This window comes from Enterobacter sp. MGH 37, from assembly GCF_000534515.1.
In the GTDB taxonomy this organism is placed as follows: domain Bacteria; phylum Pseudomonadota; class Gammaproteobacteria; order Enterobacterales; family Enterobacteriaceae; genus Enterobacter; species Enterobacter kobei.
In genome coordinates, this window is record NZ_KI973206.1 from 1,014,592 (window position 1) to 1,040,734 (window position 26,143).

The 26,143-nt window shown below is 56.0% G+C and carries 24 protein-coding genes and 4 tRNA genes; 9 read left to right on the forward strand and 19 right to left on the reverse strand.

The window, feature by feature from the left end; genetic code table 11:
- Positions 1-26: 26 nt before the first annotated feature.
- Positions 27-1,019, reverse strand: coding sequence for a lysophospholipase L2 (gene pldB / locus L383_RS06390; RefSeq protein ID WP_032629594.1), 993 nt, complete (start codon positions 1,017-1,019; stop codon positions 27-29).
- Positions 1,020-1,130: 111 nt separating this feature from the next.
- Here pldB and rhtB point away from each other — a divergent pair, with 111 nt between their 5' ends.
- Complete coding sequence (gene rhtB, locus L383_RS06385) at positions 1,131-1,751, forward strand: homoserine/homoserine lactone efflux protein (RefSeq protein WP_014885639.1); 621 nt, start codon at positions 1,131-1,133, stop codon at positions 1,749-1,751.
- On the opposite strand, the gene rhtC is transcribed toward rhtB, so the two are convergent.
- The 3 genes from rhtC to pldA all read right to left on the reverse strand — a co-directional run bounded on the left by rhtC (position 1,748) and on the right by pldA (position 5,219).
- Positions 1,748-2,368, reverse strand: a complete 621-nt coding sequence (gene rhtC / locus L383_RS06380) for a threonine export protein RhtC (protein WP_023331566.1) — start codon at positions 2,366-2,368, stop codon at positions 1,748-1,750. The two genes, rhtB and rhtC, sit on opposite strands and share 4 nt — an antisense overlap.
- A 61-nt stretch (positions 2,369-2,429) precedes the next feature.
- Positions 2,430-4,259 carry an ATP-dependent DNA helicase RecQ gene (recQ, locus tag L383_RS06375; RefSeq protein ID WP_014885641.1) on the reverse strand — a complete coding sequence of 610 codons (1,830 nt, stop codon included), beginning with the start codon at positions 4,257-4,259 and terminating at the stop codon, positions 2,430-2,432.
- Positions 4,260-4,349: 90 nt separating this feature from the next.
- Positions 4,350-5,219, reverse strand: a complete 870-nt coding sequence (gene pldA / locus L383_RS06370; protein ID WP_014885642.1) for a phospholipase A — start codon at positions 5,217-5,219, stop codon at positions 4,350-4,352.
- A gap of 160 nt (positions 5,220-5,379) precedes the next feature.
- Here pldA and yigI point away from each other — a divergent pair, with 160 nt between their 5' ends.
- Together yigI and rarD are read left to right on the forward strand one after the other, a co-directional pair.
- The gene (yigI, locus tag L383_RS06365; protein WP_023331568.1) at positions 5,380-5,847 is read left to right on the forward strand and encodes an acyl-CoA thioesterase YigI; all 468 of its coding nucleotides are present in this window, start codon (positions 5,380-5,382) and stop codon (positions 5,845-5,847) included.
- Between the two features lie 51 nt (positions 5,848-5,898).
- Positions 5,899-6,795 (forward strand): EamA family transporter RarD, encoded by an 897-nt coding sequence (gene rarD / locus L383_RS06360; RefSeq protein WP_023331569.1) that lies wholly within the window; start codon positions 5,899-5,901, stop codon positions 6,793-6,795.
- A gap of 84 nt (positions 6,796-6,879) precedes the next feature.
- Here the strand turns inward: rarD and corA are convergent, their stop codons facing one another.
- The 8 genes from corA to L383_RS0124250 form a co-directional block, all read right to left on the reverse strand.
- Entirely contained in the window at positions 6,880-7,830 is a 951-nt protein-coding gene (gene corA, locus L383_RS06355) for a magnesium/cobalt transporter CorA (protein WP_008501540.1), read from the reverse strand.
- A 150-nt stretch (positions 7,831-7,980) separates the two neighbouring features.
- Positions 7,981-8,037 carry a YsgD/CorL family protein gene (gene ysgD, locus L383_RS26210; RefSeq protein ID WP_212743980.1) on the reverse strand — a complete coding sequence of 19 codons (57 nt, stop codon included), beginning with the start codon at positions 8,035-8,037 and terminating at the stop codon, positions 7,981-7,983.
- Positions 8,038-8,186: 149 nt separating this feature from the next.
- Positions 8,187-10,349, reverse strand: coding sequence for a DNA helicase II (gene uvrD / locus L383_RS06350; protein ID WP_014885645.1), 2,163 nt, complete (start codon positions 10,347-10,349; stop codon positions 8,187-8,189).
- A 107-nt stretch (positions 10,350-10,456) separates the two neighbouring features.
- On the reverse strand, positions 10,457-11,173 hold the full coding sequence (gene yigB, locus L383_RS06345; RefSeq protein WP_023331570.1) for a 5-amino-6-(5-phospho-D-ribitylamino)uracil phosphatase YigB: 717 nt from the start codon (positions 11,171-11,173) through the stop codon (positions 10,457-10,459).
- A complete protein-coding gene (xerC, locus tag L383_RS06340) occupies positions 11,173-12,075 on the reverse strand; it encodes a tyrosine recombinase XerC (protein WP_014885647.1) in 903 nt (300 codons plus the stop codon). The genes yigB and xerC overlap by 1 nt, the downstream gene beginning before the upstream one ends.
- Positions 12,072-12,779, reverse strand: coding sequence for a DUF484 domain-containing protein (locus tag L383_RS06335; protein ID WP_023331571.1), 708 nt, complete (start codon positions 12,777-12,779; stop codon positions 12,072-12,074). The genes xerC and L383_RS06335 overlap by 4 nt, the downstream gene beginning before the upstream one ends.
- A complete protein-coding gene (dapF, locus tag L383_RS06330) occupies positions 12,776-13,600 on the reverse strand; it encodes a diaminopimelate epimerase (RefSeq protein WP_014885649.1) in 825 nt (274 codons plus the stop codon). Before dapF ends, L383_RS06335 begins: the two co-directional genes overlap by 4 nt.
- A gap of 35 nt (positions 13,601-13,635) precedes the next feature.
- Positions 13,636-13,839 carry an LPS translocon maturation chaperone LptM gene (locus tag L383_RS0124250; protein WP_014885650.1) on the reverse strand — a complete coding sequence of 68 codons (204 nt, stop codon included), beginning with the start codon at positions 13,837-13,839 and terminating at the stop codon, positions 13,636-13,638.
- A 135-nt stretch (positions 13,840-13,974) separates the two neighbouring features.
- On the opposite strand from L383_RS0124250, the gene cyaY reads away from it, so the two are divergent.
- Positions 13,975-14,295 (forward strand): iron donor protein CyaY, encoded by a 321-nt coding sequence (gene cyaY, locus L383_RS06325; protein ID WP_014885651.1) that lies wholly within the window; start codon positions 13,975-13,977, stop codon positions 14,293-14,295.
- 92 nt (positions 14,296-14,387) lie between these two features.
- Here the strand turns inward: cyaY and cyaA are convergent, their stop codons facing one another.
- The gene (cyaA, locus tag L383_RS06320; RefSeq protein WP_023331572.1) at positions 14,388-16,931 is read right to left on the reverse strand and encodes a class I adenylate cyclase; all 2,544 of its coding nucleotides are present in this window, start codon (positions 16,929-16,931) and stop codon (positions 14,388-14,390) included.
- A 350-nt stretch (positions 16,932-17,281) separates the two neighbouring features.
- Here cyaA and hemC point away from each other — a divergent pair, with 350 nt between their 5' ends.
- The 5 genes from hemC (at position 17,282) to L383_RS06295 (ending at position 22,754) form a co-directional block, all read left to right on the forward strand.
- Positions 17,282-18,223, forward strand: a complete 942-nt coding sequence (hemC, locus tag L383_RS06315; protein ID WP_032629599.1) for a hydroxymethylbilane synthase — start codon at positions 17,282-17,284, stop codon at positions 18,221-18,223.
- A complete protein-coding gene (gene hemD / locus L383_RS06310; protein ID WP_023331574.1) occupies positions 18,220-18,960 on the forward strand; it encodes a uroporphyrinogen-III synthase in 741 nt (246 codons plus the stop codon). The genes hemC and hemD overlap by 4 nt, the downstream gene beginning before the upstream one ends.
- Positions 18,961-18,980: 20 nt before the next feature.
- Positions 18,981-20,171, forward strand: coding sequence for a uroporphyrinogen-III C-methyltransferase (hemX, locus tag L383_RS06305; protein ID WP_023331575.1), 1,191 nt, complete (start codon positions 18,981-18,983; stop codon positions 20,169-20,171).
- Between the two features lie 2 nt (positions 20,172-20,173).
- Entirely contained in the window at positions 20,174-21,373 is a 1,200-nt protein-coding gene (gene hemY / locus L383_RS06300) for a protoheme IX biogenesis protein HemY (protein WP_014885656.1), read from the forward strand.
- A gap of 169 nt (positions 21,374-21,542) precedes the next feature.
- Positions 21,543-22,754: an MFS transporter gene (locus L383_RS06295; protein ID WP_023331577.1), complete on the forward strand. Its 1,212-nt coding sequence runs from the start codon at positions 21,543-21,545 to the stop codon at positions 22,752-22,754.
- Between the two features lie 506 nt (positions 22,755-23,260).
- Here L383_RS06295 and L383_RS06290 read toward each other — a convergent pair.
- From L383_RS06290 to wecG, 6 genes are all read right to left on the reverse strand, one after another.
- Positions 23,261-23,337, reverse strand: a tRNA-Pro gene (locus tag L383_RS06290).
- A gap of 45 nt (positions 23,338-23,382) precedes the next feature.
- A tRNA-Leu gene (locus tag L383_RS06285) sits at positions 23,383-23,468 on the reverse strand.
- 21 nt (positions 23,469-23,489) lie between these two features.
- Positions 23,490-23,565 (reverse strand) — tRNA-His (locus tag L383_RS06280).
- Between the two features lie 67 nt (positions 23,566-23,632).
- Positions 23,633-23,709: transfer RNA gene (locus L383_RS06275), tRNA-Arg, on the reverse strand.
- Between the two features lie 102 nt (positions 23,710-23,811).
- Complete coding sequence (locus L383_RS06270; RefSeq protein ID WP_023331578.1) at positions 23,812-25,197, reverse strand: bifunctional threonine/serine APC transporter ThrP; 1,386 nt, start codon at positions 25,195-25,197, stop codon at positions 23,812-23,814.
- A 197-nt stretch (positions 25,198-25,394) separates the two neighbouring features.
- Positions 25,395-26,135, reverse strand: a complete 741-nt coding sequence (gene wecG, locus L383_RS06265) for a lipopolysaccharide N-acetylmannosaminouronosyltransferase (protein ID WP_023331579.1) — start codon at positions 26,133-26,135, stop codon at positions 25,395-25,397.
- Positions 26,136-26,143: the final 8 nt, after the last annotated feature.

Below are 26,143 nucleotides of genomic sequence, written 5' to 3' on the forward strand. Positions count from 1 at the left end.
TTTCAACCTCTGGTGGAAAACAATAATCAGTTATGCCTGTTGAAAAATTCAACAATGGCGTTGAGCGCGACTGAGCGCATAGCGTCCTTTTCGAAAAGGATCTCATGGTAAGCGCCGTTGATGACCAGCGGTTTTCCCCCTTCACAAGGGTGACCGGCGGCGGCGCGCAATTCACAATAACGGTCATGCATGCGGTTATCGACCACACGCTCTTCTTCAGCCTGAATCAGGAGTGTTGGCGTGTCATCATCACCTACCCCCGCCAGCACCTGTTCACCGGCCAGAATCCCCTCCCGCACCCAGTGCCAGGTCGGGCCACCGACGCGTAAGCGCGGTTCATCGGCATAAAAGCGCAGGTTGCGGCGATAACGCTGCCGACTGTGGGTTAAGACGTTGATGGCGAACGGCAGCGCACGCCAGCGTCCGGTCCCGATGGCATAGCCTTCACGAATGCGCTGATGGCCCTCAGCCCAGTCGAGAAGATGACGCACCATCCAGTCGGGGAAACGTATGACGATACCGTACATCGGCGCGGTTAGCGCAATGGCATCACACTGGTGTTGATACCGCTGCAAAAACAGCGTCGAAATAGCGCCACCCATGGAGTGCGCAAGGATATAGCGCTTACGCCAGGGGCCGGGCTGCACTTCCTGCTGCCAGAACGCGGCAAAATCGTCGACGTAATCGCTGAAGCGATCGACATGTCCACGGTGCGTGTCCTGTAGCATGCGTCCGGACAGCCCCTGTCCACGGTGGTCGATGATGAGCACATCAAACCCCATATGGACCAGATCGTAGGCCAGTTCGGCGTATTTAACGTAGCTTTCAATGCGCCCCGGGCAAACCACGATTACCCGGTCATTTTTCTCATCACGGAAACGAACGAAGCGTACCGGGATGCCCCCGACGCCCGTAAACTCATCTTCCTCACGCTGCCGCCAGAAATCGGTCAGCGGCCCCATAGAGAAAGCAGCAAATGCGTTTTCTCGTGTTTCCCAGTCCTTTTTCTGCTGAAACATTGGGTTTCCACTCACGTAATCCAGGGAATATCGTTTTTTTTCGTAACCGGTCACAAAATGACTCATCAATAGCGTATTGTGGCATAAAAACAGACGATTCGGGAATTTCAAATGACCTTCGAGTGGTGGTTCGCCTACCTGCTGACATCCATCATCCTGAGCCTTTCACCGGGTTCGGGTGCGATTAACACCATGACTACCTCCATCAACCACGGCTATCGCGGGGCGGCGGCGTCGATTGCCGGTTTGCAAACCGGGCTGGGCATTCACATCGTCCTGGTCGGGATTGGGCTGGGAACGCTGTTCTCCCGCTCGGTGCTGGCGTTTGAAGTGCTGAAATGGGCCGGTGCGGCATATCTTATCTGGCTGGGTATTCAGCAATGGCGCGCGGCTGGCGCCATTAACCTGAATACGCTCGCGCAGACGCAAAACCGTGGTCATCTGTTTAAGCGGGCAGTATTCGTCAACCTAACCAACCCGAAAAGCATTGTGTTCCTCGCCGCGCTGTTCCCACAGTTTATCGTGCCGCACCAGCCTCAGGTGATGCAGTACGTGGTGCTGGGTGCGACCACAATTATTGTCGATATTATTGTGATGATTGGTTACGCGACGCTGGCACAGCGGATTGCCGGATGGATAAAAGGGCCTAAGCAGATGAAGGCCCTGAACAAAGTGTTTGGCTCGCTGTTTATGCTGGTTGGCGCGCTGCTTGCGTCAGCGCGTCATGCTTAGCGAGAAATGATGAGATGAATGCCGAAGCCGGCGAACAGCGCGCCGGCGAAGCCATCGATCCACTTCGCGATACGCTGGTAGCCACGGCGCATCGCCGGTAAGGCAAACAGGCTTGCCACGATAGTGAACCACGCGAAGGTCTCCACGACGATAAGCAGGAAAATGCCCCAACGTGCGCCCACGCCAACGCTGTCGCCCACAAACAGCGAGAACACCGAGCCGAAATAGATAATCGCTTTCGGATTCGCCAGGTTGGTCAGCAGCCCTTTTACAAAGCTCCGTCCACCCGTTGCCAGCTCCACCTTAGGCTCTTGCGGCTTTTTATCTTCTTTTTTCAGCGCCCCGCGCAGCATCTGGTAGCCCATCCAGCACAGGTACAGGCCACCGCCAACCATAATGATGTTATGCAGCCAGGCCATCTTCGCCAGGATCAGGTTCAGACCGAGCAGCGCAACGGCCGCCCAGACCATGACGCCCATGGTAATACCGAGCACGCCCATCATCGCCTCTTTACGGGAACGACTGACCGCTGTTTGCGATACGAAGAAAAAGTCAGGGCCTGGGCTCATCAGCGCAACGATGTGCACTAACGCCACGGTGAGAAATAGCATTAACATAATTGGCTCGCAGGGAAATAATTCAGTGAGTCATCATACTGGCACTTTTTTGGCCGGCTGACTACTCCTCATCATCTCCGTCAACGTGAGAACGGATAAGCGCCATAAACTCTTTACCGAAGCGCTCCAGCTTGCGCGTCCCTACACCGTTAACGCTGAGCATTTCGCTGGCGCTGAGCGGCATCTGTTCCGCCATCTCAATCAGCGTCGCGTCGTTGAACACCACGTAAGGCGGGATGTTCTCTTCATCAGCAATGGCTTTACGCAGCTTACGCAGTTTGGCAAACAGCTTGCGGTCATAGTTACCGCCGTAGGATTTCTGCATCACGCGTGGTTTGAGGGCGACCACGCGCGGTACGGCGAGCTTCAGTTCAACGTCACCGCGCAACACCGGACGCGCGGCTTCGGTCAGCTGTAGCGCCGAGTGCTGAGCGATGTTCTGCGTGGCAAATCCGAGGTGAATCAGCTGACGAATAATGCTAACCCAGTGCTCGTGGCTCTGATCTTTACCGATCCCGTAGACCGGCAGTTTGTCGTGGCCCATGTCGCGGATACGCTGGTTATTGGCGCCGCGCAACACTTCCACCACGTAACCCATCCCGAAGCGTTGATTCACACGGTAAATGGTCGAAAGCGCCTTACGCGCGTCCATCAGGCCATCGTACTGCTTCGGCGGATCCAGGCAGATATCGCAGTTGCCGCACGGCTCCTGTCGCCCTTCACCAAAATAGTTGAGCAGCACCAGACGGCGGCAGGTTTGCGCTTCGGCAAACGCCCCCATCGCGTTGAGCTTATGGCGTTCGATATCCTGCAGCTGTCCCTGCGGTTTCTCTTCCAGACAGCGGCGCAGCCACGCCATATCGGCTGGATCGTAAAACAGCATCGCTTCCGCAGGCAGACCATCACGCCCGGCGCGGCCGGTTTCCTGATAGTAGGATTCGATATTACGCGGGATGTCAAAATGCACCACAAAACGCACGTTAGGCTTGTTAATCCCCATTCCAAACGCCACCGTCGCGACCACAATCTGCAGGTCGTCACGCTGGAATTTCTCCTGCACATCCGCGCGGATGTGGTTCTCCAGTCCGGCATGATACGCCGCGGCGCTAAAGCCACGGTTTTGCAGACGCGCGGCGGTGTCTTCCACCTTCGCCCGACTGTTGCAGTAGATAATGCCCGACTTGCCGCGCTGTTCCTGGACATAGCGCAGGAGCTGATCCAGCGGCTTGAATTTTTCCATCAGCATGTAGCGGATGTTAGGGCGGTCGAAGCTGCTGACCTGAATATAGGGATCATTCAGCCCCAGCAGGCGAACGATATCCAGACGCGTCGTATCATCTGCCGTGGCGGTAAGCGCCATAAACGGCAGTTCCGGGAAGCGCTGACGGAGCTGGCCGAGGGCGGCATATTCCGGGCGGAAATCGTGCCCCCACTGCGAGATACAGTGCGCTTCATCCACCGCCAGCAGGACCGGGTTCCAGTGTGCGAGATGGTCGAGGAAGTTATCCAGCATCAGGCGTTCCGGCGCGATATACAGCAGACGAACCTGCCCGGTGCGACACCCGGCCATCACCTCTTGCTGCTGCTCCCGGGTTTGCGTGGAATTAAGACAGGCCGCCGCCACGCCGTTGGCGAGCAGTTGATCAACCTGGTCTTTCATCAGAGAAATAAGGGGCGATACCACGACCGTCAGGCCGTTAAGCACCAGCGCGGGCACCTGATAACAGAGTGATTTCCCGCCGCCGGTCGGCATAACGACCAGACAATCACGGCCTTCCAGCACGGTTTCAATGATGGTTTCCTGGCCAGGGCGGAACTGCTGGTAGCCAAAGGTTTCATGCAAAACCTGTTTAGCCAGCGACTCCTGATTCAATACTTCCGCCTGCGCCACGTTAACCCCATATGCCAGAAATGAAACAGGCGCTATTTTCAGCGCCTGAGAGAGAAACTTCAACGTTTAACGCAAAAACATTCGAGCAGCTTAGAGAATATCGTTCAGCATTACGCCCACACCCACGCGGGTCTGGTTGAAGTTATAGTCGATCAGCGACTCGCCGTAACCGCTGTACACCTGCGTATAGAGGCGCACGTGCTTCGTTACCGGATAGCTCAGGCCCACTTCCGCACCACCGTAGCCGGTATTCCAGTTGTACTGGCCTTTCGCGCTCAGCACGGCATCGCCTAACTGGTAGCCGACCTTGAGCTGGTAGTACCCCATATATTTGGTGATATCCGGGTTATCGTCGGTGCTCCCCACCACATACCACGGCTTCACTTCCACCATCCAGTTGCCGTTCTGCGCCATCAGGCGCGTATAGGCACGGTTCCAGCTACGAGACGTGGGGTCGGAACGGCCGTTAGAATCGTGATTAAAGCCGACTTCGACGTCACGCAACGTCCATCCGGCAAATTCATAATCCGTTGCAAAGCCAAGGAACAGCTGCGGCTCATAGTTGGTTTCACGGAACGGCGAAGATTCGCCGCTGTTGGAAAGCTGCCACCAGGATTTCTGCGTGTAAGAGGCACCGAGTACCGAGTTCGGCCCCAGAATACCGCGCCAGAACGGGAAGGCGAGGCTCAACTGGAACTTCACCTCATCTTTACGCGCATTATCAGACCAGTTATAGGAGCTTATCGCTTCTTTGTTCAGATCGCTGGTCTGGGTGTAAATCACGTAGTTGGTGTCATACGGGTAAAGCGTGAACGGATTGTCATGCTCCTGAAGCATGTTAGCAATGATGCTACCGTGTACGGATGGCGCATCGTGCACTTCTTTAACTGTCGCTTCCTGCGCATATGCTGTGAGGGGCAGCGCAACCGCCGCCAGTAACCAACCCAGATACGTCCGCATCGGTGGTGTTCTCCTGAAATAGTGACGTGTAATGAATAATTTTATCCGGGCATTCTACAGACTTCTGCGCCAACTTCCGCCTCCTCGTTTCTGAAAGTGGAAATCCGTATTGTTGAGGCATAAAATCAACATTTCATTAACAATAGGGATGTGAAACCTCATGTCAGCCATGCTTACCTCTGAAGAAGTGTTAAAGCTCGTGGGCGAGATTTTTGTTTACCATATGCCATTTAACCGTGCGCTGGGTCTGGAGCTGGAGCGTTACGAGAAAGAGTTTGCCCAGTTGAGCTTCAACAACCAGCCGATGATGGTGGGCAACTGGGCGCAAAGTATTTTGCACGGCGGGGTGATTGCTTCCGCGCTGGACGTGGCGGCTGGTCTGGTCTGCGTGGGCAGTACGCTGACGCGTCATGACACCATCAATGAAGACGAACTCCGTCAGCGTCTGGCACGCATGGGCACCATTGATTTACGCGTCGATTATCTTCGCCCCGGACGCGGCAATCGCTTTACCTGCACCAGCAGCCTGCTGCGTGCGGGAAATAAAGTGGCGGTGGCGCGCGTAGAATTACACAACGAAGAACAGGTTTATATCGCCAGCGCAACCGCCACTTATATGGTGGGTTGAAGCGGCAAAATCGGGTAAAATTAATTCACTTTTTTGTAACGGATTTTTCCGATGGATGCTAAACAGACGCGGCAGGGCGTTTTACTCGCCCTTGCCGCTTATTTTATTTGGGGTATTGCACCGGCGTACTTCAAGTTTATCGCTTATGTACCGGCCGACGAGATCCTCACTCACCGCGTCATCTGGTCCTTTTTCTTTATGATTGCGCTAATGAGCCTCAGCCGTCAGTGGTCCGGCGTCAAAACGCTGCTCAAAACGCCTAAGAAAGTTTTTCTGCTGGCGCTTTCGGCGGTGCTCATTGGCGGAAACTGGCTGCTGTTTATCTGGGCGGTGAATAACCACCACATGCTCGAAGCCAGTCTTGGCTACTTTATTAACCCGCTGGTGAACATCGTACTGGGGATGCTTTTCCTCGGCGAACGTTTCCGCCGTATGCAGTGGCTGGCGGTGTTTCTGGCCTTCTGCGGCGTGCTGGTACAGCTCTGGACGTTCGGCTCGCTGCCGATTATTGCCCTCGGCCTGGCTTTCAGCTTTGCGTTCTACGGTCTGGTACGTAAGAAGATTGCGGTGGAAGCCCAAACGGGGATGCTGTTTGAAACCCTGTGGCTGCTGCCGGTGGCGGCGATCTACCTCTTCGGTATCGCCGACAGCGCCACCAGTCATATGGGCAGCAACCCGTGGTCGCTGAATCTGATGCTGATGGCGGCAGGCGTGGTGACCACTATTCCTCTGCTGTGCTTCACCGGTGCGGCAACGCGTCTGCGTCTCTCCACGCTGGGCTTCTTCCAGTACATCGGCCCGACGCTGATGTTTCTGCTGGCGGTGGTGTTTTACGGCGAAGTGCCGGGTGCAGATAAGATGGTGACGTTCGCCTTTATCTGGATAGCGCTGGCGATTTTTGTCGCCGATGCGATTTACACCCAGCGCAGAGTGCGCAAAGGGCTGTAGTGCCTTTTTGCCGGATGGCGGCTGCGCCTTATCCGGCCTACACATTCAGTAGGCCCGGTAAGCGTAGCGCCACCGGGCGGATTCTCAAAGCCAGTTACGACGCTTAAAGTACAGATACGGCGCCAGCCCGGCGAGGATCATAAAGATAATCGCCCCCGGGTAACCAAAGCTCCACTTCAGCTCCGGCATAAACTCGAAGTTCATCCCATAGCTGGAGGCCACCAGCGTCGGCGGCAGGAACACCACGGATACCACCGAAAAGATCTTGATGATGCGGTTCTGCTCGATGTTAATAAAGCCCATCGCCGCCTGCATCAGGAAGTTCACCTTCTGGAACAGGGATTCGTTGTGCGGCAGCAGGGATTCGATATCGCGCAGGATCTCACGCGCCTGCTCCAGCTGACCGCCCGGCAGACGCGCCTTGCGCACGAGGAAGTTCAGCGCGCGCTGGGTATCCATCAGACACAAACGCACCTTCCAGCCGATATCTTCCAGCTCGGCCAGCGTGGAGAGCGCTTCGTCGTATTCATCGCCCTGATGGCCTTCCATGATCACGCGGCTCAGCTTTTCCAGATCGCTGTAGATGTTTTCAATCTCATCCGCCAGCTGTTCGATTTTGGTCTCAAACAGGTCGAGCAGCAGTTCGTAAGCGTTGCCGTCCACCATTGCCTGGCTGCGGGCGCGCATGCGGTAGAGACGAAACGCGGGCAGTTCACGCTCGCGCAGGGTAAACAGGCGACCGTCGCGAATGGTAAAGGCCACGGTGGAGTTGCCCGCATGGTCTTCCGCATCTTCAAAGAAGAAGAAGGAGTGAATGTGCAGGCCGTCTTCATCTTCAAAAAAACGCGCAGATGCTTCGATGTCTTCCAGTTCAGGACGGGTTGCCAGGCTTTGCCCCAGCTCAGATTGTACGCGAAGGCGCTCATCGTCGTCCGGCTCGACCAGATCCACCCATACGGCATCAATGAGGGGCTGTGACTCTTCGGCTTCAAGCCGAGTCAGTCGGTTATTTTCGAGTTGAAATGCGCTCAACATGACCGGGACTCCCAATGCAAAAAATATCGGACAGTTCGGTGGGCACACAGAAACAAATTGGGTTTCAGACCATTAAACAGCCTGACTCAGCGCGACGGGAATAATGCAGTCGCTGACAACCACTAAGGCCATCAGCAAGGGGAGATAGCCTTAGGAGTTGTTCCTGGATGACAGGGAATTGAGCCAGTATCTACTGGGTGTGTCCAAGGCGAATGTCCTCTTAGCGTAATCGTGCGCGCATGTTACGCCAGCTATAACTGTGGCGTCAACACGCAACGGAACGCTGAAGGGCATTAATTGACCTTCAACGTATAAGGCTAGCAGATTATTACAAAATAGTGATATTTTTCTGAATGTTACACTGTTTCCAGCTTAGCGTAAGCGGCCACCAGCCATTTGATCCCCTGCCCCTGGAACGCCACCTGCAGGCGGCTGTGCTCGCCGCTGCCTTCCAGGTTCACAATGGTGCCTTCGCCAAACTTCGAATGGCGCACGCGCTGGCCCAGCTTGTACCCGGTGTCCGTTTCAGAGATCGGTGACCCCATACGCGGATGGCTGACCGGGCGGCTGATGCTGGCACGCAGGCGCACTTCCTCCACGCACTCCTCCGGCAGTTCGCCGATAAAGCGCGACGGACGGTGGTAGACCTCTTTCCCGTACAGGCGGCGGGTTTCCGCATAGGTTAGCGTCAGCTTTTGCATCGCGCGCGTCACGCCCACATAGGCCAGTCGACGCTCCTCTTCCAGCCGTCCGCCTTCATCGAGCGACATCTGGCTCGGGAACATCCCCTCTTCCATCCCGACGATAAAGACCTGCGGGAACTCCAGACCTTTGGCGGAGTGCAGTGTCATCAGTTGCACCGCATCCTGCCAGGTGTCCGCCTGCCCTTCACCCGCCTCCAGCGCGGCGTGGGAAAGGAACGCCTGCAGCGGCATCAGGTCTTCGTCTTCTTCGTTGTAGCTGAACTGGCGCGTTGCCGTGACCAGTTCCTCTAAGTTCTCAATACGGGTCTGACCCTTCTCGCCTTTTTCCTGCTCGTACATGGTGCGCAGGCCGGAGTCTTTGATTACCCGGTCAGTCTGCACGTGCAGCGGCATATCGGCGGTTTCCTGCGCCAGAGCGTCAATCAGCTCAAGGAAGCGCTGCAATGCGCTTGCCGCACGACCGGCAAGGGCTTTCTCCTGCAGCAGCTCGCGGCACGCCTGCCACAGCGTCAGCTGGCGGTCGCGCGACGCCTGACGCACCACGTCCAGCGTGCGGTCGCCAATGCCACGGGTTGGGGTGTTGACCACGCGCTCAAACGCCGCGTCATCATTACGGTTCGCAATCAGACGCAGATACGAGAGCGCATCTTTGATTTCCTGACGTTCGAAGAAGCGCATACCGCCATAAATGCGGTACGGCATACCTACCTGCAGCAGCGCCTCTTCCAGCACGCGTGACTGGGCGTTACTGCGGTAGAGAATGGCGCACTGCTCTAACGCGCCGCCGTTATCCTGCCAGGTTTTAATACGGTTCACCACGAAGCGGGCTTCGTCGAGTTCGTTGAAGGCGCAGTAAATTGAAATCGGCTCGCCGTCGACGCCGTCGGTCCACAGCTTTTTACCCAGACGCCCGTTGTTGTTTTCAATCAGGGCGTTGGCTGCGCTCAGAATGTTGCTGGTGGAGCGATAGTTCTGCTCCAGACGGATGGTTTGTGCGCCGGGGAAGTCATTGAGGAAGCGCTGGATGTTTTCCACCTGCGCCCCGCGCCAGCCGTAGATCGACTGGTCATCATCCCCCACGATCATCACCTTACCGGTATCGCCCGCCAGCAGGCGGATCCATGCGTACTGGATGTTGTTGGTATCCTGGAATTCGTCCACCAGGATATTGGTAAAGCGTTCACGGTAGTGCTGAAGGATATGTGGTTTGTTGAGCCACAGTTCGTGGGCGCGCAGCAGCAGCTCGGCGAAATCCACCAGACCGGCGCGATCGCACGCTTCCTGGTAGGCTTTGTAGACGTTTTGCCAGGTCTGCTCCACCGGGTTGCCGAAGCTCTGAATATGGTGCGGGCGCAACCCTTCGTCTTTCTGACCGTTGATGTACCACATCGCCTGACGCGGCGGCCACTGTTTCTCGTCAAGGTTCATCGCCTTGATCAGACGCTTCAGCAGACGGAGCTGGTCTTCGCTGTCGAGGATCTGAAAATCCTGCGGCAGGTTGGCGTCCATATGATGCGCGCGCAGCAGGCGGTGCGCCAGGCCGTGGAAGGTGCCAACCCACATGCCGCCCTGGCTGGTACCCATTAACTGGGCGATACGGTGACGCATCTCCGCCGCCGCCTTATTGGTAAACGTGACGGCCATGATTGAGTACGGCGAGCAGTTTTCCACGCTCTGCAGCCACGCGATACGGTGAACCAGCACGCGCGTCTTACCACTGCCCGCCCCAGCCAGCACCAGCATGTTGGTGCGCGAGGCCGCTACGGCTTCACGCTGTTTGTCATTAAGGCTGTCGAGCAGGTAAGAAACGTCCATTGGCACCGTCACATAGTATTCAGGAACAGAGCAAAACGCCCGGTGGCGCTTCGCTTACCGGGCCTACAACTGCAAAACCCTGGTAATTTATACAATATTACTGGTGATTATATCAGCGTCGTGAGGGATGCCAACCGTGAAATTTCCACGTGCGGCAGAAGACGGCTATCCAGCGTGGTCATCAGGTCGGCGTTCTCTGGCTTGATCCAGCAGGCCTGCATGCCGCAGCGGATAGCGCCAGCCACATCGGTGGTGAGGTCATCACCCACATGCAGAATGTTACCCAGCGGCAGAGTTAGTTTTTCCGCCGCCAGATGGTACATATCGCTGAATGGCTTGGCGCGCCCATGCGGGCCCGCGCGCAGCACAAACTCAAAGTAATGATCGAGACCAAACAGCTCCGGCTGCGCATTGCCGTTTGTGATGGCCACCAGCGGCCACTTTTCGGCGAGCTTCGCCAGCGTGTCGTGGGTCTCCTGCGGCACGTCGATACGGCTGCGCCATTTGGCAAAGTTTTCCATCGCTGCCTCAGCACCGATGGCCGCGTCCTGCACGCTCAGACCCGCGTTGAGCATCGCTTGCTCCACCGCGCGGCGACGCCATTCGGTCACATCATGGTAAATGTCCGGCTCGGTCTCCCGCAGGGACTGACGCAGCGTCTGGAAGTCCTTGTTCTGCATCGCTTTCAGCGCCGGATGGTAATTCTGTACAAACGCCAGCGATTCCTGCTCGGTACGCAGAATCACCTCGCGGTTGTCATAAAGGGTGTCATCAAGGTCAAACGTCAGGGCTGAGATCTGGCCGAGTGGGCGGTAAAAACGCATTATTTCCCCCGTTTGGCGCGTGGATGCGCCGCGTCATACACCGAGGCAAGGTGTTGGAAGTCTAAGTGGGTGTAGATTTGAGTGGTCGACAGATTCGCATGGCCGAGGAGCTCCTGCACGCCGCGCAGATCGCCGCTCGACTCAAGCATGTGTGTCGCAAAGGAGTGTCGCAGCTTATGCGGGTGAACATGACTGTTCAGCCCCTGCTTAATACCCCACTCCGCAAAGCGCTTCTGTACGTTACGCGCCGAGATCCGCTTGCCGAGTTTCGATAAAAACAGCGCATCTTCTTCCGCGCCAAACAGCCCGCGCAGGTCAAGCCAGTGCTCAATCCAGGCGACGGCATTGCGGCCAATGGGCAGGCGGCGCTCTTTGCTGCCCTTGCCCATCACCCACACTTCGCCGGTGTCCAGGTCGAGGTGTTTTAAATCGAGGTTCACCAGTTCAGACAGACGCAGGCCTGCGCCGTACATCACTTCCAGCATCGCGCGGTCACGCACCGCCAACGGATCGTTCAGATCAATATCCAGCAGACGGTTTACGTCGTCGACGTCGATATTTTTCGGCAGATGGCGCGGGGCTTTCGGCGTGGCGATCCCTTTTGCCGGGTTGGCTTTTATGCCGCCCTGGCTGACCAGCCAGTCAAAGAAACTGCGTAGCGCGGAGAGCCTGAGGGCCAGGCTCGCCGGGCTGAGGTTTTTTTTACGGCTACGCACAACGAACCCGCGTACCGTGGCAGCGTCACATTGTTGCCAGCTTTTCAGGCCGATCTCGTCGGCAATCTGCATGATGGCATCAAGCTGACGCTGGTAGTTAAGCAGCGTAATGGGGCTGAGCTGACGTTCCACCCCCAGATAGCGCAGAAAGCGCGCGACGTCAGTGGAAAGCGGTCCGTCCGTCATACGCGTTCAATCCAGCGCTCCAGCAGTTCGGGCAGCATCAGGGCGATCTCCTGCAGCAGGTGCGTGGCCTGGCCTTGCTCGTAGTGGTGCGCGTCGCGGCTGGTAAATAACATGACGCCCAGATCGCCATCGCGTCCCATCAGCGACATCGCCACCGAGCCAATCGCCTTCGCTTCCGGTAATACCACCAGCAGTTCAGGCCCGTTCAGCGGCCCCAGATAGTGATGCGCATGGCCCAGACGCTGAATGCGCAGCGGTTCAAACGCCTGACGACTGAGCGCCAGATGGGTAAACCCGGACGGTGCGCCAATGCGCCAGCGGTCAGGGAAAAGACGAATCGTTGCACCCGCCAGCCCAAGCTCACGCGCCCAGCGGTGGAAGCGGCTAAGGAACTCATCAAGGCTGTGCGCCGAGGCCAGACGCGCCTGCAGATGCAGCAAACGATAGAACAGGCTTTCGTTGGTGCTGGCCTGCTCCATCAGCAGCGTCATGTTCTCTTCAAGCTGATTGATGTGGTTGCGCGAGCGCGCCATGTGCCATTCGACCAGCGACACGGTCCCGCGAACCGGATGCGGCACGCGCATCTCTTCGACGACGCGTGCATTGCGAATAAAAAACTCAGGATTGCGCAGCAGATAATCCACAACAGCTCTGTCGTCCAGTTCCGTCACTGTTTCCTGCAGTTCTTCCCCTGGTTGTTTCATAGATGGATAAACCCGTCATAGACATGTGCCGCCGGGCCAGTCATATACAGTGGATGACCCGGTCCTTTCCAGGCGATATCAAGCCGACCGCCCGGTAACTCGACGCGAACCTCTTCGGCGAGTAGCCCCTGTGAGATGCCGACCGCCACGGCCGCACACGCACCGCTACCGCAGGCCTGGGTTTCGCCCGCGCCGCGCTCGTAAACCCGCAGGCGGATGTGCTCACGCTTCACCACCTGCATGAAACCGATGTTCGCCCGCTCCGGAAAACGCTCGTGGCCTTCCAGCACCGGACCGAGCGTTTCAACCGCGGCGGTTTCCACATCATCCACCTGAATCACGCAGTGCGGATTACCCATCGAGACGACGCCGCACAATACTGTCTGCTCGGCCGCACGCATAATATAGGTCTTTTCCGCTTTATTTGCGCGAAACGGCACGGCAGAGGGTTCGAAGTTAGGCTCGCCCATGTTCACGCGCACCAGTTCGTCATCGGTGACGCTGAGCACCATGCGGCCGTTGGCCGTACTGACGCGAATATCGCGCTTGTTGGTCAGCCCTTTCAGGCGGACAAAGCGGGCAAAACAGCGCGCACCGTTGCCGCACTGGTTAACCTCGCTGCCGTCCGCGTTAAAAATACGGTAGTGGAAATCGAGGTCGGGATCGTATGGCGGCTCAACCACCAGCAGTTGATCAAACCCCACGCCCAGATGCCGATCCGCCAGGCGACGGATAAGTTCCGGTGAGAAAAACACATTCTGCGTTACCGCGTCGACGACCATAAAATCGTTGCCAAGGCCATGCATTTTAGAGAACTGCATCATTTGCTCCATTGCGCGGGTACAGAACGTTTTCGTCAGAGATTAACCTGAGTCGGGCCACCGTTGTCGCCACGATCGTTAGTATTTGGCGTGGTAGACTCAATGCCGCTTTGGACGGGTTTCGTCGGCGGCGGCGCGGTTTTATCCGCAGGTGGGAAGTAGAGTGGTCCCTTCAGTCCGCAGCCCGTCAGGCTAAACAGGGTGATGAGAACGGCAAGCGTTCGGAAAGCGTTTTTCATTATAAAGTTGCCCGTAAGTTCAAATCTGTTTCTATCATCGCAGGAGAAGACACAAAAGCAAGAGTTTGCCGCTTTCCTGCAACGTGAATTATTTAGCGTTATACTGCCGGCATCACGAAAAACAGGAACAAAACCATGAACGACAGTGAATTCCATCGCCTTGCAGACACCCTGTGGATGACCATCGAAGAACGTCTCGACGACTGGGACGGCGACAGCGATATCGATTGTGAAATCAACGGCGGCATTCTGACCCTGAGCTTCGAAAACGGCAGCAAAATTATTATTAACCGCCAGGAACCGCTTCACCAGGTCTGGCTGGCCGCAAAACAGGGCGGATATCATTTCGATCTGAAAGACGGGGAATGGATTTGCGACCGCAGCGGCGAAACGTTCTGGGATTTGCTGGAGCAGGCAGCGACGGCGCAGGCGGGTGAGACCGTCAGTTTCAGGTAGTTTTGTTGCCGGGTGGCGCTTACGCTTACCCGGCCTACGGGTTCGGGCTGTTGTAGGCCCGGTAAGGCGTAGCCGCCACCGGGATCACGAAATCAGGAGAAATACTGCTGCAACAGCGGTGCGGTATCCTGGTTTGCTGGCACCGCAGGGGTAATTGCCTGCGTACGGAACGGGATCACCTGCGCTCGCCCATCAACGTTCACAATCTGATAGAACTGCGGCAGGTTGAAGTTGATAAAGCTGGAGCCATAGGTGAAGCGATCATGTGAAGAAGAGTAGAAACGGCTGACGTCGCGCACCAGCTCCTCTTTGCTACCTTCACAATGATGATACACCTCGGCGCGGTTGGTCTCATCCAGAATGTAAATGTTAAACCCGGCATCGTCGCCCGACTCTTCGAAGAAGAACTGAATAATCCCTTCACTCGCAAAGCCGTCCACCACCTGTGGCAGTTTGACGTGGTTGGTTTCCACCTGGACCGACAGTCCATGCAGCTTGTTATGTGAAATCGCCCCGTAAAACTCAATGGCGTTTTCCAGCTTCTGTACCGATACATTCAGACGTTCGAAGAACAGCCCCCAGGTCTGGCCGGAGACGCGCAGCGCTTTAAAACGCCCGGTTTCCTGACGGGTACTGGAGAGACGCAGCTCGATGCACTCGGAGACCAGTTGCTGCACGCGGGTACGAATTAAGCCGCGCAGGTGCTGGCTGTAGCAGAACACTTCGACGCTGTCCGGCGGCGCGGCGTCCTGGTGCATTTTGCCCAGAATAGTTTTCAGCGCTTCGATCATCGCCTGCTCGCCGTTGAAATGCAGAGTACGCACTTCATTCCACGAGTTGCGGTACAGCAGATCCACGCTGCCCACCAGACAGTTTTGCTGTTCGCCAAAGCTGAAGACGTCCAGTTTGCGGAAGTCAAAATGGACTACCTGATTACGGAAAGCTGCCGTCGGGTCGTATTCCAGGTTGACGATAATCGCCAGATGGCGAATTTCACAGGGGCTGTAGAGCGCTTTCGGCGTTGGCGCAGGCAGACGCAGTGGGAAGTGGTGCGAAACATCCGCCACCATCTCCTGCAGCTTGGCTAAATCGACGACCTCGTTGCCCTTGATAAACAGGCGGGTACGTGAAGTCAGCAGACCGTTAAACCACGCCCAGGCCACCAGTTTGTTCAGGTAGCGGTTATATTCCAACGGCTGATGGCTGACGATCGAGTCCATGCTAGGCGCACGGTTGTACAGATACCACCCGGTGCGGTTTGCGCGGCCCGGCGGTACATAGATAAAGGTCAGGTTCGGTTCTGACAGGTCAGGCGAAATCTGCGGGTTCACCAGGGTGACTTTGCCCGGCAGCGCTTCAAACGCGGCATAGAGCTTACGGGTCAGTACGCCAATGTCCTGCGGGCTGGCGGAGACGCTAAGGTTGTTGCGGCGCGCAAAGCGGATCAGGTTACGGTAGCTTTGCATCATCGCATCGAGCAGTTCGTTATGCGCTTCACGCACCTGATCGATTTTCCAGTTAGCACGGTTGTCGAGCATGGACAGACGCGCTTCGTCCCATCCCCACTCTTTCACTAACTGGCTGACCACTTCACGACGCCAGCCCACACAGGCGCGCTCGCGGCTCAGTTTTTCACAAACTTTGAGATAAAAACATCGACGCACCAGGTCAAGACGCGTGGAGTCATCAATGGCTTTCAGGTATTCGGTAACGCGTTCCAGCATCATGCAGTAGGCATCAAGCCCGTAGGAGACAATCTCACCATCGTGCAGGCGCTGCTTGATATCTTTCGCCAGCAGACGCGGCGTGGGGTATTCCCAGGAGTAGGCTTCAAGCAACAGCGTTTTCAACACCGCTTTGTACGGTGAATCAATGCTCTTATAGAGCTGCCAGAGGCTAGCGCCGAAGTACTCTTCTGCGGACAGGGAGCTAAGGCCGCCCAGATCCAGCCACTCGTTTGGCGTCAGAACGCCCTGCGAATAAAGCGACATGACGTAGTCGTCATAATTCTCTTCTTCATCGCACGGCACCATATTCCACAGAATACGCTTCCCGGCCAGACGCACAGCAGTACGATAAAATTCATCCAGCAATAAGATGTGCTGAGTCGAGCCGCAGTCTTCACCACCCAGACTGCCGCTTTCGTTATGGCGGAAACGGTTTTCATCAATCAGGAAGAAGCTCACTTCCACGCCAAGCGACGCGGCCCAGCTCTCCAGCAGGCTGCATTTACGCTGCAGCAGCTGCCGCTCTTCGTTATCGAGCCAGGATTGATGGCAGACCCAGATATCCAGGTCTGAAGAACAGCTTTGCCCTACCGATGAGGTACTCCCCATCGTGTAAACGCCGGTAATCGGCAATTCACCTGTCGGTGATTCCTGCGGCGGCATGCCGCGGTAGAGTTCCAGCTCGTTCAGATAATGCTGTTGGGTTTCATCAGGCGTGAAAAGACATATGCCTCTGGGAACGTTACCGTCAAGGTACCCAGGCATCAGCGGATGGTGATAGTGCAATAATGTCGGCAGCAGACTGTATACCTGCTGGAAAGCAGGGCCCATGGCAGCAAGCGCGCGATCCACGCGCAATTGATTTATGGCATCCAGTCTCTGTTTCAGAGTCTCAATATAGAGGTACAAGACGTATCGCCTGATGTTTCCGGGTGTCGTAAGCCATTCAAAACACGAATAACCGCGAGCCCGCAGTATTTCAAAAAGATAACCGTTACCCTTTTTTCGCCCTTATCATTATGGTGGTACCGACGAAAAAATGGTCTAAAACGTGATCAATTTAACACCTTGCCGGTTGACCGTAAAGAAAGATGCGCTACATACAAGTGTAGCACCGTTCTGTACGTGTAAATTCCTGAATACGGCTATGGCTGGCCAATACGCCACCGTGTCCCTCTCGCGCTTCATCAACCGTAAAACTGCCATCCCAGAGTCAACAATGTTAGGATGGTTAGCGATTGATAATGACGGTAACAAGCATGTTAGACAATGTTTTGAGAATTGCCACACGCCAAAGCCCTCTCGCGCTCTGGCAGGCACATTATGTTAAGCAGCGCCTTGAAGCCTGCCACAATGGATTGCGCGTCGAGCTGGTGCCGATGGTCACGCGCGGTGACGTGATCCTGGATACGCCACTGGCGAAGGTGGGCGGCAAGGGCCTGTTTGTCAAAGAACTGGAACTGGCATTGCTTGAGAACCGCGCCGATATCGCCGTGCACTCCATGAAAGATGTGCCCGTCGAGTTCCCGGAAGGGCTGGGGCTGGTGACCATCTGCGAGCGCGAAGATCCGCGTGATGCGTTTGTCTCTAACCGCTATGACTCGCTTGATGCGTTGCCCGAAGGTAGCGTAGTTGGCACCTCCAGTTTACGCCGTCAGTGTCAGCTGGCGGAGCGTCGCCCTGACCTGATCATCCGCTCGCTGCGCGGCAACGTCGGCACACGCCTGGGCAAACTGGATAACGGTGAATACGATGCCATTATTCTTGCCGTCGCTGGACTGAAGCGTCTGGGGCTGGAGGAACGCATTCGCGTGGCGCTACCACCAGAACTGTCGCTGCCGGCCGTGGGCCAGGGTGCCGTCGGCATCGAGTGCCGTCTGGACGATGTGCGTACCCGCGAACTGCTCGCGCCGCTGAACCATGACGAGACCGCTATCCGCGTAAAAGCCGAGCGGGCGATGAATACCCGCCTCGAAGGCGGATGCCAGGTGCCGATTGGCAGCTATGCTGAATTAACCGAAGGGAAACTCTGGCTGCGCGCGCTGGTGGGTGCCCCGGACGGTTCACAGATGGTACGCGGCGAACGTCGTGGCAATCCGCAAGATGCCGAACAGCTTGGCGTGTCGCTGGCGGAAGAGCTGCTGAATAACGGCGCGCGTGAAATCCTGGCTGAGGTCTATAACGGAGAACCCCCTGCATGAGTATTCTTGTCACCCGCCCTTCTCCCGCAGGAGAGCAGTTAGTGAGCCGTCTGCGCACACTGGGGCAGGTGGCCTGGAGTTTTCCGCTGATTGAATTCTCCCCCGGTCGCGAGCTCTCTGCGCTCGCCGATCGGATGAATACCCTGCAGGAAGGCGATCTGCTGTTTGCGTTGTCGCAACATGCCGTGGAATTCGCCAACGCCCAGCTGCAACAGCAGAGTCTGTCCTGGACAACCGCCCCACGCTATTTCGCCATTGGTCGCTCAACGGCGCTGGCGCTGCATACCGTAAGCGGTGCTGATGTTCGCTACCCGTTAGATCGGGAAATTAGCGAAGTCTTGCTACAATTACCTGAATTACAAACTATTGCCGGAAAGCGCGCGCTCATTTTGCGCGGCAATGGTGGCCGCGAGCTGCTGGGCGAAACGCTGCGTGAACGGGGTGCCGACGTGACGTTCGTTGAGTGCTATCAGCGTTGCGCAAAGCACTACGATGGCGCGGAAGAAGCGATGCGCTGGCACGCGCGCGGCATTAATACGCTGGTGGTCACCAGCGGTGAAATGTTACAACAGCTTTGGTCGCTGATACCGCATTGGTATCGCGAAAACTGGTTACTCCGCTGTCGGCTTCTGGTCGTCAGTGAGCGTCTGGCGAACCTCGCCCGGGAACTGGGCTGGCAGGATATTCGGATCGCTGATAACGCCGACAACGATGCGCTGCTGCGCGCATTACAATAACTCTCAAATGGGAAGCCATAATGACGGAACACGAAAAATCCTCCGCCGTGGTTGAAGAGACCAGGGAGACTGTGGACACCACGCCACAGCCAGAGACGACTGAGAAAACCGCTGAGAAGAAAAACGGCAGCAACAAAACCAGCCTCGCGCTGAGCGCAATTGCCATCGCCATTGCACTGGCGGCAGGTGTTGGCCTGTACGGCCTTGTGAAGCAACAGGGCGCTAACCAGACGGCCACCAGCGATACGCTGGTCAATCAGCTTACCTCCCTGCAAAAAGCGCAGGAAACGCAGAAAACCGAGCTGGAAGCGGTGATTAAGCAGCAGGCTGCCGCGCTGGCCGAGGCAAACAACAAACAGCAAGAGCTGACCAAACAACTGGACGAAGTACAGCAGAAAGTCGCCACGATTTCCGGTACCGATGCCAAAACCTGGCTGCTCTCTCAGGCCGATTTCCTCGTAAAACTCGCCGGGCGTAAGCTCTGGAGCGACCAGGACGTTACCACCGCCGCCGCACTGCTGAAAAGCGCCGATGCAAGCCTGGCAGACATGAACGATCCCAGCCTCATTACCGCACGTCGCGCGATCACCGAAGATATCGCGAGTCTTTCCGCCGTTTCGCAGGTGGATTACGACGGCATTATCCTCAAGGTGAACCAGCTTTCGAATCAGATTGATAACCTGCAGCTGGCGGATAACAACGACGACGACTCCCCCATGGATTCCGACGGTACCGAGCTTTCCAGCTCTCTGAGCGAATGGCGCATTAACCTGCAGAAAAGCTGGCAGAACTTTATGGACAGCTTTATCACCATCCGTCGCCGCGATGAAACCGCTGTACCGCTGTTAGCGCCGAATCAGGATATCTATCTGCGCGAAAACATCCGTTCCCGCCTGCTGGTGGCGGCTCAGGCTGTGCCGCGTCATCAGGAAGAGACCTACAAACAGGCGCTGGATAACGTCTCGACGTGGGTGCGTGCGTATTACAATACCGATGACGCGACGACCACAGCTTTCCTCGAAGACATCGACAAGCTGAGCCAGCAGAACATCACGATGACCGTACCGGATAAGCTGGCCAGCCAGCCGATTCTGGAGAAACTGATGCAGACGCGCGTGCGTAACCTGCTGGCACAGCCGGGCGTTCCGGCAGAGCAAACAGGCGGAGCGGCACCAGCGCCAGCGCCTGAAAGCGCGCCACAAGGAGAGTAATGATGCTAAAAGTTCTCTTACTCTTCATCTTGTTGATCGCCGGGATCGTCCTGGGACCGATGCTTGCCGGTCATCAGGGGTACGTTCTGATCCAGACCGATAATTACAACATCGAAACCAGCGTAACAGGTCTGGTGATTATTCTGATCCTCGGCGTCGTCGTACTGCTGGCAGTCGAATGGATCCTGCGCCGTATTTTCCGTACCGGCGCGCATACGCGCGGCTGGTTCGTTGGCCGCAAGCGTCGTCGTGCGCGTAAGCAAACCGAGCAGGCGCTGCTTAAGCTCGCCGAAGGCGATTATCAGCAGGTTGAAAAGCTGATGTCGAAAAATGCCGACCATGCAGAACAGCCGGTGGTGAACTATCTTCTGGCTGCCGAAGCAGCGCAGCAGCGCGGTGATGAAGCCCGTGCGAATCAGCATCTGGAACGTGCGTCAGAACTGGCTTCCGGTGACCCGATTCCGGTGGAGATCACCCGCGTTCGTCTGCAGCTGGCACGCAATGAGAACCATGCGGCGCGCCATGGCATTGACCGCCTGCTGGAAATAGCTCCCCGCCATCCTGAAGTCCTGCGTCTTGCCGAACAGGCTTATATTCGTACCGGTGCGTGGGGCTCGCTGCTGGACATCATTCCGTCAATGGCGAAGGCCGAAGTGGGTGATGACGAGCATCGTGACGAGCTTCAGCGTCTGGCATGGATTGGCCTGATGGATCAGGCACGCGCCGACCTGGGTAGCGACGGCCTGAAGACCTGGTGGAAAAATCAGAGCCGGAAAACGCGTCAGCAGGTTCCTCTGCAGGTGGCGATGGCGGAACATCTTATTGAATGTGACGATCATGACACCGCCCAGGAGATCCTCCTCGACGGTCTCAAGCGCCAGTACGACGATCGTCTGGTCATGGTGATCCCGCGCCTGAAAACCAATAACCCAGAGCAAGTCGAGAAAGTGCTGCGTCAGCAGATCAAAACCGTCGGTGACCGCCCGCTGCTGTGGAGCACGCTGGGCCAGTCGCTGATGAAGCACGGCGAATGGCAGGAGGCGAGCCTCGCCTTCCGTGCGGCACTGAAACAGCGTCCGGACGCCTATGACTACGCGTGGCTTGCCGATACGCTCGACAAACAGCATAAGCCAGAAGAGGCTGCTGCCATGCGGCGAGATGGGTTGCTGTTGACGTTGCAGAACAACGGCACGCAGCAGTAATTAACAGGGAGGCCAGACGGCCTCCTTTTTTTATCGCTTTTCTCCTGCTACATTCTTTACACCTCAAGCCACAAACGAACCCGCCAATGTAACGATGCCTTTTCATTAACTTTTTTTCGCACATGCGCGAATTGCGCGTGGACTAAATCGTTTCTGAAAGGAAATCGTCATGAACTCGCTTTTGTATGCGCTTATTGTAGCGCTGCGCTGCCATCGCTGGCTGCGCCTGCTTGCCTGTGCTTTTATCTTCTCTTCACTGGGAAATGGGTTAACCCAGGTTGTAGTCTTCGGGCTGCTGTTAGCGTGGTCAGCCCCGCCAGCCCTGCTTACCCTCGCCTTTCTTTTCGCCACGGTACCAGGGTTTTTCGGCAGCATGCTCGGTGAAAGGCTATGCTCGCGCTATTCTCCGATATCCCTGCTGATATTGACCGAAGGACTCGGCTTACTTGCCCTGCTCTTTCCCCTGCTTGGCGTGGGTTATCATAGCGTTGTCGCGTTACTCGCCGTGCAATCCACCGAAGCGCTACTCAGCGGGATGAGCTGGCCCGCCCTGACGTTGCTCTTCAAGCGCGGCCTCAGCGAAACGGAACTGCCTGCCGCCACCTGTCTGGAAAATGTTATTTTTGCGTCTCAGGTGCTATTAGGTACCGGGCTGGGCGTGGTGCTTTTTCAGAAGATGCCCGTGCTCGCCTTGCTGACCATTGATGCCATCAGTTTCCTCGGGTCGCTGGTCATGTTATGGCTGGCGGAACGCCTGTTTTCACCAGCTCCACACGCCGCCCCTGAAGAAAAGGGGGTTTCTACGAAATTGCGCTGGCAGACATTGACCGTTCGGCAGAAACGCAGCTTGCTCATTTTGCCTGCGCTGGCCGCTGTCGGGTCACCCGCTATGGCACTTCTTCCGGCACTGGCCCAGCAGCTACGCCCTCAGGATGCGGCTGGCCTTGCTCTGCCCCTGCTTTTTGCGAGGAGCATGGGGCAGCTTTGCGGCCCTTTGCTGCTTAAAAGAGACAGTCTGGCGCGTTTTGCGGCTCGTACGCCGCGATTATTACTTTGCCTTGGCATCTTTCTGGCCGCTTATGGAATGCTGCCGTTTATGGCCAACTGGGCAGGTTATGCGCCTGGGATGATCTTTGTCGCACATCTGGCCTCAAACGTGCTTTTTGCGGCGGGTACGTTTGGCATGCTCAGTCATTTTCAGGCCAGGCAAATCGCTGTTGCCAGCGGTAAAGCCTGGCGCTGGCAAACGCTCAGCGCCTCACTTTTCACTGGCATTGCAGCTGTGGTGGCTTCCGGGGTTGGCTCAGTACAGGCGCTATATATGGTTTCGTCAGCGGCTCTGCTGATAGTTGCTCTCATCATGCGCTTTTATCAGGAGTAAGGCATAAAAAAACGCCTGCTATAAAAGCAGGCGTTAAAACAGGTCTGTAAGACAACATATTTGGTGCTTCACTCAACGTTATGTCCATGGTGTCTGATGAGGCCGAAGCGACATCTGTCAGTGGACGATAAGCACCGTAAATGGCTCTGCGTCATTCCTGAGTTTATGAGGCACTAAGGCGAACATAAGAGATGGAATGAGCATCTACACGTATATTATTGCACGTAACGTGCCAGAGTTACACGCAAAACGTTTACATGACGCAACATTTTAAGATAAAAGGAAATTATGCTGTTAAGCACTGTCTGAAGCTTCATAACGTATCGCTAAATGCAGAAATATGTCGTCAGAAAGAGACAGTAAAGCCCCTAAATAAATATTTCTATTACTTTCAAGGGATTACATGTCGCTGAATCGCGACACTGAAAAAGGGCGCTGTCGGGGAATCACTACAGGAAAGGAACATCACAGAAAACAAAAAACCCCGCCGAAGCGGGGTTCAAAATTGGTCGGCGAGAGAGGATTCGAACCTCCGACCCACTGGTCCCAAACCAGTTGCGCTACCAAGCTGCGCTACTCGCCGATGTACTGCTTTTTGAATTTTTAGTTCAATTCATTTAAAAAGTCGTGGTGCGAGGGGGGGGACTCGAACCCCCACATCCTAAGGACACTAACACCTGAAGCTAGCGCGTCTACCAATTCCGCCACCTTCGCAATTCACAACTCTTTCAATAATGGGGTGGCTAATGGGATTCGAACCCACGACAACTGGAATCACAATCCAGGGCTCTACCAACTGAGCTATAGCCACCACTGTATTCTTTCACGCGGTACTGACTACTTCTCAGACCACCGCAGCTCTAGCGCCGGGACTAAAATGGCGCGCCCGACAGGATTCGAACCTGAGACCTCTGCCTCCGGAGGGCAGCGCTCTATCCAGCTGAGCTACGGGCGCTTAGCGCCGTTGCGGGGCTGGATATTACGTACCTCCGTCCCCGCTGTCTAGTGCTTTTTTGAAAAAAATGCGCGTTTGGTTATGGTTTGCACATTTTGCCGCTTATTCCTCCACTTTGTGCGTGGTGCCGCGGCGACCCAGGCCAAAAAGCTTATACGCGGCCGTCACTGCCGCCAGGAAGATTAGCCCGACAAACAGCGACATGCGGGTATCTTCATTAAAGTACATTCCAATTAATACGCAAATCAGGAACGCCATCGTTAAATAGTTCGCATATGGGAACAGGATCGAGCGGAACGGATGGCTGGCGATCGCTTTTTTATGTGCATGACGGAAACGCAGCTGGCTGATGAGAATGACAAACCACGGCACCATGCCCGGCAGCACGCTGGCACTGTAGACGTAAACAAACACACGCTGCGGATTAGGAATGATGTAATTCAGGCATGAGCCAATCAGCAGAATCACAATGGATACCGCGACCCCCGCAACCGGCACACCCGCACGTGATACTTTGCTCATCGCCGCAGGTAGCTGGTTATTTTTCGAGAGTGCGTAGAGCATACGGCCACAGCTGTACATCCCGCTGTTACAGCCAGAGAGTGCCGCCGTCAAAACCACAAAGTTGATGATGCCTGCTGCTGCGGTAATACCAATCTTCGCAAAGGTTAAAACGAACGGGCTTCCGGTCGTGCCAATTTCATTCCACGGGAAGATGGTCACGATAACGAAGATCGCGCCCACATAGAAAATCAGGATGCGCCACAGCACTTTGCCCACCGCGCTGCGCAGCGTGACCTGCGGGTTTTTCGCTTCACCGGCAGTAATACCGATCAGCTCCACACCCTGATATGAAGCCACCACGATACACAGCGCTGTCAGGAAGCCCTTCCAGCCGCCAGCGAAGAAGCCGCCGTGTTCAGTCAGGTTGCCAAAGCCGATGGCGTGCCCACCGTTGCCAAAGCCAAAGAAAATCACGCCCAGACCAATCACAATCATCACGATGATGGTGGTCACTTTGATCATCGCAAACCAGAACTCGATTTCACCGTACAGGCGCACCGCGGCCAGGTTTGCCAGCGCCACCAGCCCCACGGCAATCAGCGCCGGTATCCACTGGACCATGTCCGGGAACCAGAACTGGACATAGACCCCTATCGCGGTGATTTCAGAGATGCCCACCGCCATCCACATAAACCAGTAGGACCAGGCTGTCAGGTAGCCGAAGAACGGGCTCATATAACGGTGCGCGTAAACGGCAAAAGATCCGGTTACGGGTTCCAGAAAGAGCATTTCGCCCATTGAGCGCATGATGAAGAAAACAAACAGCCCGGCGATGATATACGCCAGTAATACGGAAGGGCCTGCCCATTTAAGGGTGCTTGCGGAGCCCATAAACAGGCCCACGCCGATAGTGCCGCCCAGCGCGATCAGTTCGATATGACGAGCTTCCAGCCCACGCTGTAGCTCCGGTTGTTTCTCTGCCATAAATCCTCGATTGTGTTTGCTGTTTCCCGGCTTAATACCGGGTATTGTTTTTTAGGGGGACTAAAATACGGAGCGAATGGTTTCTTAAAATCGACCAAATGGCAAACGATGCATAAAAAAAATGAATGCATTGCACAAATTATCAGCAGTTTTGCAGGCGAGTTGCAGCGCGAACAGCATATCGCGCTACATTTTGATTACATTTTCCCGGTGTAGTGCCAGGCGAGGTAGCGAAGCAGACGAATCTGTCGTTTAATGCGGGTGGGTTGTGAAAGCAGGCGGTAGAGCCATTCCAGCCCCATATTTTGCCAGACCGTCGGTGCACGCTTAACGTGGCCGGTAAAGACGTCGTAGGTGCCTCCTACGCCCATATACAGGGCATCCGGGCTGACCAGCCGACAGTCGCGCATCAGGATTTCCTGGCGCGGGGAACCCATCGCCACGGTGACAATTTTTGCCCCGCTGTCGCGAACGCGTGCAAACAAGGCCTGCCGATCTTCAGGCTTAAAGTAACCATCCTGACTGCCGACAATATTAACATTCCACTGACGACGCAGCTTCTCTTCGGTCTGTGCCAGCACTTCGGGCTTACCGCCAATCAGGAAGACTGGCGTCCCCTCCGCGCCCGCGCGGGCCATAAGATGCTCCCAGAGATCGGCCCCCGCCACGCGGGAAACATTAGCGCCAGGAAACTTTTTACGGATAGATCGGACCACGCTAATCCCGTCCGCGTATTTAAATTCAGCCGCTTCAATCAGGCTTTTGACTTCGGCGTTATCTTCCACCGCCAGCATCTTTTCTGCATTGATGGCAACCAGCGTACCGGATTTCATCTGACCATCGGCAAAAAGAAAATCCAGCGCGTGCTGCATATCGCGCCAGCCAATAAGCTGCAAACCACGAAGCGCATAACGCGGTGCAGAAGTTTTATCCGTCATGACTATCC